The organism is Streptomyces sp. NPDC001443 (genome assembly GCF_053597355.1).
Genome location: NZ_JBSFIA010000030.1, coordinates 43,046 through 55,613 on the forward strand (window position 1 = coordinate 43,046; position 12,568 = coordinate 55,613).

Here is a 12,568-nt window from a genome sequence, read left to right on the forward strand (position 1 = left end):
TCGTCATCGGCGGTGCGCCTTCCCTGGAACAGGACCACGGAGCGCAACGCGCGCAGGCAGAGGAGCAGTTGTCGCGGGGTCGTTCAGGAGGGACGGTTCATGTCCGGGATCGTGATGGCGATCGGCTGCGCCTCGTTGAGGAAGAGCAGCACGAACTGGCGCAGCGCCTCCTCCAGGGTCCATGCGATCGCCGGGATCGCGGGAAGGGGGATCAGTCCCTCCCGGAAGGCCACCAGGAGCGGCCAGGCGGTCGCGATCAGGGGTTCCAGGATGGGTTCCTGGGAGAGACCGATCATGTTGCCGATCCGGTCGCCGAGCGTGTACCTGGAGAACGCGCTGATCAGGGGACGGGTCAGACCGAGGTCGAGTTGCGCCACGATGCCCAGGAGGACCTCGGTCAGCGCCTTGCCCTCGGGGCTGGCGGCCAGCACCGGGTCGAGGATCTGCTTGGACTGGGCGTTGGCCGCGTCCCAGGAGGCCGGGATGTACTCGTCGCGCACTCCGAGCATGTGGGCGCTGACCTGCCACACGTGCAGATACGCGTCCGCGTCGTCGGTACTGACCCGGACACCCCACTCCTTCATCTTGCGCATGACGAACGTGGCGAGACTGTGCCAGGTGACCAGGATGTCGGCCTGGCTGATCGGTATCGTCTGGCCGCCGCTGGTCTGGGTCCAGGCCGGGGACTGCGGCAGCAGGTGCCGTACCGCCGCGTGCACCATCCGCGTCTTCACCGCGGTCACGATCATCGAGCCCTGCGGCAGATAGGCGTCCGTGGCCCCGATGTCGTAGCCGAGTTTCGCCGTCTTGGCGATGCGGTCCTTCATGTCGGCGCCGCCCTTGGAGTAGTAGACGGCGCGCGCCTCCCGGGGAATGGCGGTGCTCATCAGGCCGCTGCCGAGACCGTAGAGCGCGCCGATGTAGATCCCCTTCTTCGAGTTGATCCGGGAGGCGCGGTCGAGTTTGACCGGGTCCGCCCAAGAAGGCAGTTGACGGGCGTAATCCATGAACTCGCGTAAGTCCGACGGGAGTCCGGCGGGCGGCGCCTGGTCGTTGCGGGTCCAGGTGGCCAACTGCTCGTTGATCGCCGCCACGTTGCCGCGGTCGAGTACGGCCGCGAGCACCGGGTCGGCCTCCTCGTCCCACACCCACTGCGGGTCGAGCCCCGATCCGGCGCCGGCCACCGACGTGTCCGGCGCCCAGGTCCACAGGGACCGGGCGTTGGCGGGCGTGGCCAGACCCAGCGCCCCGAGGGCCCCCAGGGCCCCTCCTGTCGTCAACATCTTGCGCCTGCTGATCGCGTCCATTGCGCCGAACTCCTCCTCGAGTGCGGTGGCTTGAGCCCCCGGGCTCCGCCGATCTGAGCGCGCCGTGCAACCCTTGGGCCCCACGGTCGACTTGATACGATGAAACAGATTGAGGATCCTCGTATCATCAGGGGAGCACAGGTCGCGCTGGAGCGCCAGAGTCTTCACCGAATCAGGGAGGCACTTGTGGACTCGGCCGTCCCGGCAGTCACGGGACGGGGCCTTCAGCGCGCCACGCGATACCGTACGTAGACGAACTTCGAACCGAAGGTGCGGGTCTCGACGAGGTCGAGGTCCACCCGGCGCTCGTTCCGGGGAAAGAACGGAATGCCGCCGCCGACCAGCACCGGGTACACCACGGTCCGGTACTCGTCGATCAGACCCGACGCGGCCGCCTCGGCGGCGAGAGTCGCGCCGCCGATCGCGATCTCACCCTCCCCCGGCTCGGCCCGCAACCGCTCGATCTCCTCCGCCACGCTGCCGGAGGCCAGACGGGCAGTGCCCCGCACCTCCGACAGCGTGGTGGAGAACACCACCTTCGGGAGCGGGTTCCAGAGCGCGGTCCACTCGAGCTGGGCCTCGTCCAGCGACTGATCCTGCTCGGCGGTCTCCCAGTACAGCATCGTCTCGTACAGCCGTCGTCCCATCAGGTGCACGCCGACGTCACGAATGTCGTCGATCCAGAAGCGGAAGACCTCGTCGTCGGGCTCCGACCAGTTGAAGCCACCGTCCGGCCCGACGATGTAGCCGTCGAGTGAGACGCTCATCGAATAGGTCACGCTGCGCATCGGAAGTCCTCCTCGGTCGTGGATTCGACAGTAGGACCGCCGGAAGCCGCGGGACTCATCGCGGCTCGCGGTACACCCGAAACGACTACCCGCCTGACGTCCGAGCGCCGGACAGGATCACGGCCGCATAAATCGCTGGTGCGCGATCCGATGGCGCTTGTACGTTGTCATCGCGACCGCGCCTCCGATGCGCTCGGCTGCGGCTACTTCTCTCCGAAAACCAAGTGACGCCGCCGCCACCTCTGATCTCGGCAGGCGCGGGCGCCTTCGCCCCGTCGGACCTTGCGGCCGGGGCCGTCCATTCCTTTGAATCCGGGGGGATTCGCTGCCTCGTTACGCCCCACGTGTCTCCAAGATCTGGTCCGAGATGCTCGTGGCCCCGCACGTCTCGGCGGCCGCCGTCTCCTTGCGTCCACCAAGCCTCGGTCACGCGTCCTGGCCGCCCGTCTGCACCTACGAAGGCGGCCGGGCCTTCGTCCGGGAGCCCCGCGAGGAGCTCTTCCTCCTCGCGGTCGGCAACTTCGTCTCCCAGCGGACCTTCTACGAGAGCGGTGCGGAGCGGGACGACCGGTACGTCCGTCTCGTCGGTGAACTCGCTCTCCAGGACCCCGAGTGGACGGCCGGCCTGCTGCGCTGGCTGCGCGGCGAGGGCAACATGCGTACGGCCTCCCTGGTGGGCGCCGCCGCGTACGTGCACGCGCGGCTCAAGGCCGGGGAGTCCGGGGGCCCATCCAACCGGTCCGTGATCGACTCGGTGCTCCAGCGCGCCGACGAGCCCGGCGAACTGCTGGCCCACTGGATCACGGCGTACGGGCGTAGCGTGCCGCAGCCGGTGAAGCGGGGCATCGCCGACGGCGTACGTCGTCTGTACACGTCGCGGTCCCTGCTCAAATACGACACCGCGTCCAAGGGCCTGCGCTTCGGCGACGTGCTCAACCTGGTGCACGCCTCCCCCGACCCGGACAAGCCCTGGCAGGGGGCGCTCTTCCGATACGCCCTGGACCGCCGCCATCACCCGGAACAGGCCGCTCCGCCTCCCTCCGACCGTCTGCTGACCACCCATCGGGCACTGATGGAAGCGGCTGCGGACGAGCGGCGCGCCCTGGTGACGGGGCCGGGCGGCTCCGAACGGCTGACCGCGGCGGGCATGACGTGGGAGGCCTTGGCGGGCTGGCTCCAGGGACCCCTGGACGCCGCGGTCTGGGAGGCCGTGATCCCGGCGATGGGGCCGATGGCGCTCCTGCGGAACCTGCGGAACTTCGACGAGGCGGGGGTCTCGGACGATGTCGCGGCCCGGGTCGCCGCCCGGCTCTCGGACGCCGCCGAGGTGGCCCGGTCCCGGCAGTTCCCCTTCCGCTACCTGGCCGCCCATCAACACGCGCCGTCGCGGCGCTGGGCGGCCGCGCTGGAGCAGGCGCTGGGCCACTCCCTGGCCAACGTACCGCCCCTGCCCGGCCGGACGCTGATCCTGGTGGACCGGTCCGGCTCCATGTTCTGGGACACGGTCTCCGAGCGGTCCAAGCTGACCCGGGCGGACGCGGCGGCCGTGTTCGGCACCGCGCTGGCCATGCGTGCCGAGCACGCGGATCTGGTGGAATTCGGCTCGAACAGCGCGCGGGTGCCGTTCGAGGCGGGCGAGCCGGTGCTCGGGGTCCTGGAACGGTTCCACGATCTGGGCGGCACCAACACCACGGAGGCGGTGCGGGCCCATTACCGGGGGCACGACCGGGTCCTGATCGTCACCGACGAGCAGGCCGCCTTCTGCTGCCACGACGGACCGGCCGGATCGGTCCCGTCCGACATCCCGGTCTACACCTGGAACCTCGCGGGATACCGGCCCGCCCACGGCCCGACGGGCCCGCACCGGCACACCTTCGGCGGCCTCACGGACGCCGCGTTCCGGATGGTCGGCCTGATCGAGGCCGGCCGCGAGGCCACCTGGCCGTGGACCGCCGAGGAGCTCTAAGAACTCCGGACACCGGCGTCGAGGGCGTGTTCTTTGAGGAACACCCCTGCGTGGGCTGCCGCTTCTTCCGCGGTCGCGTAGCGCGTGCCGTCGGCGATCGGGCCTGATGCGCCGTCAGCACCTCTGCCGGTCCAACTCCAGACACCGGCAGTCGCCTGCATCAGCTCAGCAGTTCCCCCGAAGAGGGCAAGCGTGCCCCTGCCCGCTGTCGCGGGCGCCGGGCGGCTGACGGCGTCGGGCCATTTCTTGCGGGCACCCTGCCGGGTGATGCCCCAGACGGCCCCCAATCGCTCGTAACTCGCGCCGTAGGAGCCCGCGGTTGCCGCCGCCCGCGCCGTCAGACGCCTGACCTCGACATCCATCACCTTCCAGGCAGCCATGACGGACAGTGCCACTTCGACGGGATCCGCTTCCCACATGCGGTCCACGGGCAGTCCGGTCTCCCGGGAGCGAATGGCCGAGGCCAGTGGATTCAAGGCGTCATACAGGGCCTTGTCGAGTTCTGCCTGCTCTTCCGGGGTGATCTCAAAGACCGTCATGCGACAACTTTAGTTGCCGCATGACGGTACGACAACCAAAGTTACCAACTACTTCGGAACGGCGGCTCCTCGCTCCAGGCGACGGTCGAGGACTGCGGTGGCGAGGGCTTGACCTGATGAAGGACCTCCACGGCCTCTTCGACGCGGCCGAGGTCGATGAGGTATCCGGCCGGCTCGTGACTGTTCGCGGGGGTGTGCGGTCGTAGCGCCGCTATGGCCTCCTCGGTGCGTCCGGCGCCGGCCAGCAGTTCGGCAATGTGCGGCGCCGCGTACCACGTGCCACCCTCGGGGTGAGCCCGAGCCCGTTCGACCGCTTCGTCGACGCGGCCGCAGGCGGTCAGCAGCGGAAGCCTGATCCAGAACAGGTCCCACTCCTCCTCGCCAGGGCGTTCCAGGAGAGCGTCGAGGTGGGCCAGGCCTTCCTCGGGGCGACCTTCTTCGGTACAGAGGGTGCAGAGCACGTGGAGGATCCAGTCGACGCCCTGGCCCGCTCGACCGGCCAAGGCCCGCATCACCTCGATCGCCTCGCCCCCACGACCGTGCCGTGCCAGCAACTGCGCGAGATCTACCGTCACGCTGCCCCGATACGCGGACGAGTCGGCGAACTGCCGGTACACGGCGATCGCGCCCTCCACGTCCCCGCGTTCCTCCAGCAGCTCCGACAGACGCCGCGTGGCGCACCCCAGCGCGTCGGTCGCCGCGTAGGCGCGCAGTTCCGCGGTCCGGTCGTGCCGGGCCAGCAGGTCGGCCAGTTGGTCGCGGCCGCTGACCGAGGTGGCCCTCCGGGTCCGGAGCAGGGCGATGGCTTCGTCGACACGGCCCTGGCGTTCGCGGATCACGGCGAGCAGACGGATCGCCGTGTCGGGATCGAGGCCGCGGCAGCACCACGGCGTGTCACAGCGGTGCTCGTCAGGGATCCGGGCGGCGAGCAGGGCCGCGGCCTCCTCGTCGCGGCGGGCGCCCGCAGCCACGTCGACCAGGGCCGAGGCCAAGGAGCTGTCATCGATGTGTGGCCGCAGCAGCGTGAACGCCTCGTCGCTCCGGCCGTGCCGGGCGAGCAGTCCCGTGTAGAACTCCAGGGCTTGCGGATGCCCGAGCTCCACACGGGACCGGGTCAGCGCGATCGCCTCGTCGGTCCGCCCCCAGCTCTCCAGCAGTTCCGCCGTGGTCGTGGTGGCCGTCCACCGGTCCGTGGCGAGATACGGTGCGAGCATCTCCAACGCCTCGTCCTGCGAGCCCTGTTCACCGAGCAGCCGCGCCCACTCCGAAGCGCAGAACCACTCCCCCCGGCCGGCCCAGTACCCCACCGCCGCGGCATGGCCGAGTTCGAGAAGGCGGGAGACCAGATGCGACGGTATGCAGCCCGTCTGCATGCGGGTCCGGTGGTCAAGATCAGCAGCGTCCACAGCGACGTACCGTAGTGCCTGTGTCCGACACCGTGCCGATGCCCGGTCCAGTGCCGACGACCACGACGCGATCATGATTGACATGCTCCTCGCCCTGAAGGGCGAGGATTCTGGCCTTCCCTGACTGGTTGCCGTGCCGCTACGCGGCGCAGCTACCAGCGGAGATTCCGTGGCTTCCTGTTTCTTCGCGCTGTGCCGGGATTGCTCCTGGTCTTACCGGCGCTCGGCAGGCTGTTGCCGCCAGTCCGGCGGCCGTTTTGATGTTGAGTGCGGCGTTGTGGTCGCGGTCGTGGAGGGTGCCGCAGGCGGTGCAGGTCCATTCCCGCACGGACAGGGGTTTGGGCCCGTCGACCGCGCCGCAGGTGGAGCAGGTCTGGGAGGTCGGCTCGAACCGGCCGATCCTGACCAGGGTCCGCCCGTACCGTGCTGCCTTGTATTCCAGCATGCTGATGAAGGATGCCCAGCCCGCGTCGTGCACGCTCTTGGCCAGCCTGGTGCGGGCCAGTCCCGCCACCGACAGGTCTTCCACGGCGATTCCTTGGTTCTCGGAGATCAGCTTCGTGGAGAGCTGGTGGTGGAACTCGCGGCGGGCATCAGCGACCTTGGCATGGGCGCGGGCGACCTTGAGGCGGGCTTTCTCCCGGTTCCTGGATCCCTTCTGTTTGCGGGACAGTTTCTTCTGCGTCTTCTTCAGCTTTTTCTCCGCGCGCCGCAGGAAGCGTGGGGAGTCGATCTTCGTGCCGTCGGACAGGACCACGAAGTGCGTGAGGCCGAGATCGATGCCGATGGTGCGGTCGGTGTCGGGCATCCGTGCCGCGTCTGCGGCGGGGTCGGTGTCGATGACGAAGGAGGCGAAGAATCTGCCCGCCGCGTCCTTGACGACAGTGACGGAGGTGGGGGTGGCGGGCAGGGTGCGGGACCACTTCACCTTCACCGCGCCGATCTTCGGCAGGTTCAGCCGCCCGCTGCCGGTGATGTTCCAGCGGGCGTTGGCGGTGAACCGGATCGACTGCCGGGTGTCCTTGCGGGACTTGAACCGGGGCGCACCGGTTCGAGGGCCCTTGCGGGTGCCTTTGAGGGAGGCGAAGAAGTTGCGGTAGGCGGTCTCGGCGTCGCGCAGGGACTGCTGGAGCACCACGGAGGAGACCTCGCCCAGCCAGCACCGTTCCTTCGTCCGCTTCGCCTCGGTGATCAGCTTCCGGGACAGCTGTCCGGCCGTCGGGAACGCCAGCCCGGCCCTACGGGCATCCTCGCGGGCGCGGACCGCGTCGTTGAACACGACACGCGCGCACCCGAACGCCCTGGCCAGCGCGGCCTGCTGACCGGTGTCCGGGTACAGACGAAAGCTGTACCGAAGCTGCATGGCGATCACCCTAGGCATATCGAACCCGCGACGTCACCGGGAACACACAAGCGATCCGTCACCGGGCAGAGTCCGGCTCCGCCGGAACGCCACCGCGACGCTCCGCGTCGCCACCACAGGATTCGCTTCACCCCCGGCCTGAAGGCCGGAGCACTGCGAATGAATCCTGGTAGCAATACTCATGACGCCCGGCGACACGCAGGAAAGGATCGGGGGATGACGACGCGAGGGAAGACGAGAGCCCGGCTCGGGATGCTGCCGTTAGCGGTGATGGTCCTGTCGGCGACAGGGTGTGGAACCGAGCGGGCAGGGGATAGCGCCGACGCGTATCCGAGTTCGCACCGAACTCCGACCGTCAGAACCACCCCCAGCACACCGGTCGACTTCACCTGTCCCGGTGAGAGCCCCAGCCCCAGGCCGACAGAGCCCACGCTCGCCGCCACTCCCCCCTCGACCGACCTGCCGGTCGACCACTACGCCGAGAACCACGGCTTCAGGGTGCCCATCCCGCTCCACGGCCAGAACCGCTGCAACGGGCTCGCCGCCGTCGCACGCGTCAAGGATGTGCTCGAACCGCTGCGCGAGCGTGGCGACTTCGCCCCGGACAGCGTCCGCGAGGCACTCACCAGCCTCGGCTACTCCGCCGAGAAGATGCAGGTGTACCAGGGCGGGTCGGCCACCGGGGTCGCCTTCCTCATCGACATCGGCGTCTCTCCCTGGTGTGTGGAGGGCACGATGGCCAGGGACTCCACCGACGCGGACGCCTTCGGCGGCTACCCCGACGGCAGCGACTGCGAGCCCCCGAGCGGCGGCCACTGACCGGTTCTCGACCCGTCGGATCCGGAGCACGGCGAAGCCTTGCACGACCTCGCCGGCCCCCTCGGAGCGCGTGGTGGGGCCGACGGCCCGTTCTTGAGACCGCCGCCCCCGGGGAAAGACATGTCCGCAGACCGCCGCCACCGGGAAGGGACATGCCCCTACATGTTCACCACACAGGAGGAATGGGACCGCGGCTACGCCGACGGTCTCCGCTTTCGCCGACTCGGCGACAACGAGCGCCTACTGCTGGCCGCTCACGCACCGCCCCCGGCCGAGGGACGGGCCCTCGACGTCGGCTGCGGGGTCGGTGAGCTCGCGGCCCATCTGGCCGACCTCGGCTACTCCGTGGACGCCGTCGACTGGTCCGCGACCGCTCTCACCGAAGCCGGCGCACGCTACGGAGAGGCAATTCGCTGGCTTCGCCTCGACATCGAAGGCGACGACGACCGGGGCCCCCTGCACGCCGACGGCTACGACCTGATCACCCTGCGATTCGTGGCTCCGTTCCTCAACTCCCGCGATCGCACCCTGCACGCGCTGGGCCGTCACCTGCGCCCCGGGGGCAGCCTCGTGGTCGTCACACCGCTCGCCGCCGTCGCCCCGGGCCGCCGGCACGACATCGCGCTCGGCGAGGACGAACTCGCGGCACTGCGTGATCGGTGGTCCACCGCCGAGCGCCACGACACCGAGGGGCTGGTCTTCATGGTCCTGCGTGGCCCGCTCCAGAACGCGCCCACGCAGGACGGCCCCCCGGCCGTCGCGGTACCGGGCGGGCCGTCCTTCGCACTACCGGGCGGGCCATCCGGCGCCCCGGGCGTCGAGACCACCGGGGCCGCCGGGGCCCCCACCCCGCGCCAGCACCACTTCCATCTGCTGGGGCGCTACTACCGGCAGGTGGAGTCGGGGCGAAAGACCGTCGAGGTGCGCGTCGCCACACCGGAGAAGGCCGCCGTCGAAGCCGGGGACACGATCGTCTTCCACGACCGGGACAGCGACCGGGAACTCGATGTCGTCGTGCGGCGGGTCACCCGGTACGACTCGTTCGAGGCTCTCCTCGGCACGGAGGATCCGACACGCGTCGATCCCGACGCTCCGCGCGAGGAACTGCTCGTCACCCTCCGCGGCATCTACCCGCCGGACCGGGAAGCGCTGGGCCCGCTGGCCTTCGAGTTCGACCACCGGCCCGCGCGGCCCGGGCACTCCATGCCGATGTCACCGGCGCAGTACGTGCAGACCGTGCCCCACCACACGGTGTACGGCTGCCTGTACGTACGAGACGAGCAGGACCGGCCCGTACAGCTGCGCTCGGTGTACGGATCCCGGCACTGGCAGTTCCCGGGCGGCAATCTCGACGCCCGGTCGGAGGACCCGTTCCAGACCGCCCGGCGTGAGACCGTCGAGGAGACCGGGCTCGAACTGGCGCTGGAGACGCCGAAGTTGCTCCTGACGCACTTCCTGCACGCCGGGCCCCGGCTGCCCCTGAACAAGGTCGGCTTCATCTTCGACGGAGGGCGCCTCACCGTCGACCAGCTCCGCCGGATCCGTCTCGATCCCGCGGAGCACGACATGTGGGCCGTCCACGGACTCGAGGCATGGCGGCAGTTGATGGCGCCCAGTGCGTTCACCCGCCTCGACGCCGTCGAACGCGCCCGGCTCGGCGAAGGCCCTGCCTACCTCGTCATCCACACCTGAACCGGATCGCACCACCCACGAAGGAGACACCGCGACCGGCTGACAGCCGCGCCTACCAGATCAGGCACCAGTAACGGCCGTAGTGGCCGATCTCGATCCGACCGCCGTGCGGCACCAGCCACGGGTTGGGCCGTCCGACGGCCGCCAGCGAGCACACCGGGTCGCCGACGGCTCCGGCAGCGGCCATCCGTCGAGCGGCGGCCATCGCCGCCGGGGACGTGACCCAAATCGTCGTCGCCGTCACTCCGGCCGTGGCCGACGGCTTCGGTGTTGCCGATGCCGTCGGCGCGGCCGTTCGGGTGAGGGTGGCGGTGGGGGCTGGTTCGACCGTTCGGGTGGGGGTGGGCGCGGGCGTCCGGGAAGGAGTCGGCACGGCTGTGAACGGGCTGGGTCGCGTCGTCGACGAAGGCCTGGGTGACACCGACACCGTGGTGGGGGCGGGGGTGGGCGCCGCGCTCCGGTACGGCGTCGCACTCGGCGTGTGCCCGGCAGCCGGGGCGGTGGGGATCCGCGGCGGAGTCGGCCGGACAACGGTCGGTGTCGGTGGAACGACCAGGGGGACGGGTCCGGTCGTGGTCGGTGCCGGCGGAACGAGCAACGGGACCGGCCTGGTCGGGGTCCCGGTCGGTGCCGGTGGAACGACCAACGGGACGGCCCCGGTGGTGGTCGCTGCCGACGGCACGACCGGTGACACAACCGACGGAACCGGGACCGGGACCGGGACCGGGACCGGCCTGGTCCCGGTCGGTGCCGGCGGAACGAGCAACGGGACCGGCCTGGTCGGGGTCCCGGTCGGTGCCGGTGGAACGACCAACGGGACGGCCCCGGTGGTGGTCGCTGCCGACGGCACGACCGGTGACACAACCGACGAGACCGGGACCGGGACCGGCCTGGTCCCGGTCGGTGCCGGCGGAACGACCAACGGGACCGGCCTGGTCGGGGTCCCGGTCGGTGCCGATGGAACGACCAACGGGACAGGTCCGGTCGTGCTCGGTGCCGGAGGAAAGCCTGGCGGGACCGGTTGCCGGTGCGTCGGCGTCGGCGTCGGCGTCGGCGTCGGCGTCGGCGTCGGCGTCGGCGTCGGCGTCGGCGTCGACCGGGGCGTTGTCGCGCCTGTCGGCGTACGTGCCGGTGAGCTGGAGGGCTTCTGCTCGGGCTTCCGGGAGGGTATGGGGCTCATCGACGGCAGGGACAGGATGCCGGAGCGCGACGGCGTCGGGTGAGGGGTTCCGCCGCCGGACGACACCAGTGCCCAGATCCCGTAGCCGCCCACGACGAGCAGCGTCGCGCCGCCCGCGATCCATGGGGCCTTTCGCGCCGGGCGCCGGTGCCGATTCATGAATCTCACTGTCCAACCGATCGCCGACGGCCTCAACCGGGGATCCGACCCGGTTCCGGCGACCACCGAGGTCACGGAGGGGGAGGTGGCGGTCGAGCCACCGGTCGAGCTACTCCGTGATACCGTGTAGCAGTACTCGGTACTACGAAGTACTGACCGGGTCGAAGAGGAGGCCGGCGGTGGACGACCTGACGGAGATGCTGAAGGGGACACTCGAGGGCTGTGTGCTCGAAATCATCGACAGCGAGGAGACGTACGGGTACGCCATCACGCGCCGACTGAACGAGCTCGGCTTCACCGACATCGTCGAGGGGACCGTCTACACGATCTTGGTGCGTCTGGAGAAGAACGGACTCGTCCAGGCGACAAAACGCCCGTCCGGGGTGGGACCGCCGCGCAAGTTCTACGCACTCAACGACGCGGGCCGCGACGAACTCCGGAAGTTCTGGGCGAAATGGGAGTACCTCTCCTCACGAATCGACAAGCTCAAGGAGGGCGGGAGATGAGTTTCTGGGAGACCGTGACCGGCAGCGACCTCACCAGGGGATGGAAGGCGCTCGAAGCCCGGAGCGAGGCACTGCCGGCCGACCACCGGGCGGCATGGGAACAGATCAAGGTTCACCTCTCCCCCTACGGGAGCTTCACGGGGCGCAACCTGATGCCGATCCTCGACGGCGCCCTGGGACTGCTCGAAGAAGCGGCGGCGGACGGGCAGCGCGTCCAAGAGGTACTGGGCGACGACATCGGGGGCTTCTGTGCGGCACTGGCCGGTGGCGAAGGGGCCCGGACCTATCGCGACCGATGGCGCGAGCAGTTGAACCGGAACGTCGCAAGGAAATTGGGCCGGCTGGGAGGCTGACGTGGGGATCCAGGACATCATCGAAGGCAAGAAGTACTGGCGAGCGCACATGGCGCGGATCAAAGCGCTCCCGCCGGACTATCGCATCGTCTACAACGAAATGCAGAAGTATTTCTTCAAGGTCGGGCCGGTCGAGCTGTCCGACGGGACCCTGCTCTCGGGGACACTCGATTTCTTCGAGGAGGGCGTCGCGGACGGCAAGGGAGTGCTGGAACTCATCGGGAGCGACGTCGCCGCCTTCTGCGACGACCTGATCAAGGACTCGCGCACCTACGCGGACATCTACCAGGAGTCCCTCGGCAGGAAGCCCGGCACGGCCGGGAAGTGAGGCGGACCGGCAGGCGCATCGCTCGAGGCCGTGCGCGGCGGGACGGTCGCCACCGGGATCGCGACCGACCCGTACGGCTACCTTGAGTGGTCACTGGCATACCCATCGTGACTATGCTGCGCGTGGCGCCGATCTCGCGGCGCCACGCGGACGGGACCGGGC

The 12,568-nt window shown here is 69.7% G+C and carries 13 protein-coding genes; 7 read left to right on the forward strand and 6 right to left on the reverse strand.

Features of this window, described 5'->3' with window-relative positions:
• Nucleotides 1–83 precede the first annotated feature (83 nt).
• Nucleotides 84–1,307: an oxygenase MpaB family protein gene (locus tag ACWC24_RS27625; RefSeq protein ID WP_450665580.1), complete on the reverse strand. Its 1,224-nt coding sequence runs from the start codon at nucleotides 1,305–1,307 to the stop codon at nucleotides 84–86.
• Nucleotides 1,308–1,531: 224 nt separating this feature from the next.
• Nucleotides 1,532–2,095 carry a dihydrofolate reductase family protein gene (locus ACWC24_RS27630; protein ID WP_450665581.1) on the reverse strand — a complete coding sequence of 188 codons (564 nt, stop codon included), beginning with the start codon at nucleotides 2,093–2,095 and terminating at the stop codon, nucleotides 1,532–1,534.
• A gap of 367 nt (nucleotides 2,096–2,462) precedes the next feature.
• Here ACWC24_RS27630 and ACWC24_RS27635 point away from each other — a divergent pair, with 367 nt between their 5' ends.
• Nucleotides 2,463–4,061 (forward strand): TROVE domain-containing protein, encoded by a 1,599-nt coding sequence (locus ACWC24_RS27635; RefSeq protein WP_450665582.1) that lies wholly within the window; start codon nucleotides 2,463–2,465, stop codon nucleotides 4,059–4,061.
• Here ACWC24_RS27635 and ACWC24_RS27640 read toward each other — a convergent pair.
• From ACWC24_RS27640 to ACWC24_RS27650, 3 genes are all read right to left on the reverse strand, one after another.
• Nucleotides 4,058–4,600: a hypothetical protein gene (locus ACWC24_RS27640; RefSeq protein WP_450665583.1), complete on the reverse strand. Its 543-nt coding sequence runs from the start codon at nucleotides 4,598–4,600 to the stop codon at nucleotides 4,058–4,060. The genes ACWC24_RS27635 and ACWC24_RS27640 overlap by 4 nt on opposite strands.
• A gap of 41 nt (nucleotides 4,601–4,641) precedes the next feature.
• Nucleotides 4,642–6,006 carry a tetratricopeptide repeat protein gene (locus ACWC24_RS27645; RefSeq protein WP_450665584.1) on the reverse strand — a complete coding sequence of 455 codons (1,365 nt, stop codon included), beginning with the start codon at nucleotides 6,004–6,006 and terminating at the stop codon, nucleotides 4,642–4,644.
• A gap of 139 nt (nucleotides 6,007–6,145) precedes the next feature.
• Entirely contained in the window at nucleotides 6,146–7,369 is a 1,224-nt protein-coding gene (locus ACWC24_RS27650) for an RNA-guided endonuclease InsQ/TnpB family protein (RefSeq protein ID WP_450665585.1), read from the reverse strand.
• A 498-nt stretch (nucleotides 7,370–7,867) separates the two neighbouring features.
• Between ACWC24_RS27650 and ACWC24_RS27655 the strand changes: the two genes are divergently transcribed.
• Together ACWC24_RS27655 and ACWC24_RS27660 are read left to right on the forward strand one after the other, a co-directional pair.
• Nucleotides 7,868–8,188: a hypothetical protein gene (locus ACWC24_RS27655; RefSeq protein ID WP_450665586.1), complete on the forward strand. Its 321-nt coding sequence runs from the start codon at nucleotides 7,868–7,870 to the stop codon at nucleotides 8,186–8,188.
• A gap of 162 nt (nucleotides 8,189–8,350) precedes the next feature.
• On the forward strand, nucleotides 8,351–9,880 hold the full coding sequence (locus ACWC24_RS27660) for a methyltransferase domain-containing protein (RefSeq protein WP_450665587.1): 1,530 nt from the start codon (nucleotides 8,351–8,353) through the stop codon (nucleotides 9,878–9,880).
• Between the two features lie 52 nt (nucleotides 9,881–9,932).
• Here ACWC24_RS27660 and ACWC24_RS27665 read toward each other — a convergent pair whose 3' ends face one another.
• Nucleotides 9,933–10,067: a hypothetical protein gene (locus ACWC24_RS27665; RefSeq protein WP_450665588.1), complete on the reverse strand. Its 135-nt coding sequence runs from the start codon at nucleotides 10,065–10,067 to the stop codon at nucleotides 9,933–9,935.
• 31 nt (nucleotides 10,068–10,098) lie between these two features.
• Here ACWC24_RS27665 and ACWC24_RS27670 point away from each other — a divergent pair, with 31 nt between their 5' ends.
• The 4 genes from ACWC24_RS27670 to ACWC24_RS27685 all read left to right on the forward strand — a co-directional run bounded on the left by ACWC24_RS27670 (nucleotide 10,099) and on the right by ACWC24_RS27685 (nucleotide 12,406).
• The gene (locus ACWC24_RS27670; protein WP_450665589.1) at nucleotides 10,099–11,103 is read left to right on the forward strand and encodes a hypothetical protein; all 1,005 of its coding nucleotides are present in this window, start codon (nucleotides 10,099–10,101) and stop codon (nucleotides 11,101–11,103) included.
• A 295-nt stretch (nucleotides 11,104–11,398) separates the two neighbouring features.
• Complete coding sequence (locus ACWC24_RS27675; protein ID WP_450665590.1) at nucleotides 11,399–11,725, forward strand: PadR family transcriptional regulator; 327 nt, start codon at nucleotides 11,399–11,401, stop codon at nucleotides 11,723–11,725.
• The gene (locus tag ACWC24_RS27680; protein ID WP_450665591.1) at nucleotides 11,722–12,078 is read left to right on the forward strand and encodes a DUF1048 domain-containing protein; all 357 of its coding nucleotides are present in this window, start codon (nucleotides 11,722–11,724) and stop codon (nucleotides 12,076–12,078) included. The genes ACWC24_RS27675 and ACWC24_RS27680 overlap by 4 nt, the downstream gene beginning before the upstream one ends.
• Before the next feature lies 1 nt (nucleotide 12,079).
• The gene (locus tag ACWC24_RS27685; RefSeq protein WP_450665592.1) at nucleotides 12,080–12,406 is read left to right on the forward strand and encodes a DUF1048 domain-containing protein; all 327 of its coding nucleotides are present in this window, start codon (nucleotides 12,080–12,082) and stop codon (nucleotides 12,404–12,406) included.
• Nucleotides 12,407–12,568: the final 162 nt, after the last annotated feature.

Bases quoted from the DNA above. Each gene is read 5' to 3' on its own strand.
- ACWC24_RS27660 (WP_450665587.1), top strand. From the start codon at position 8,351: ATGTTCACCACACAGGAGGAATGGGACCGCGGCTACGCCGACGGTCTC.
- ACWC24_RS27640 (WP_450665583.1), bottom strand. From the start codon at position 4,600: ATGACGGTCTTTGAGATCACCCCGGAAGAGCAGGCAGAACTCGACAAG.
- ACWC24_RS27625 (WP_450665580.1), bottom strand. From the start codon at position 1,307: ATGGACGCGATCAGCAGGCGCAAGATGTTGACGACAGGAGGGGCCCTG.
- ACWC24_RS27630 (WP_450665581.1), bottom strand. From the start codon at position 2,095: ATGCGCAGCGTGACCTATTCGATGAGCGTCTCACTCGACGGCTACATC.
- ACWC24_RS27635 (WP_450665582.1), top strand. From the start codon at position 2,463: ATGCTCGTGGCCCCGCACGTCTCGGCGGCCGCCGTCTCCTTGCGTCCA.
- ACWC24_RS27665 (WP_450665588.1), bottom strand. From the start codon at position 10,067: ATGGCCGCTGCCGGAGCCGTCGGCGACCCGGTGTGCTCGCTGGCGGCC.
- ACWC24_RS27650 (WP_450665585.1), bottom strand. From the start codon at position 7,369: ATGCAGCTTCGGTACAGCTTTCGTCTGTACCCGGACACCGGTCAGCAG.
- ACWC24_RS27680 (WP_450665591.1), top strand. From the start codon at position 11,722: ATGAGTTTCTGGGAGACCGTGACCGGCAGCGACCTCACCAGGGGATGG.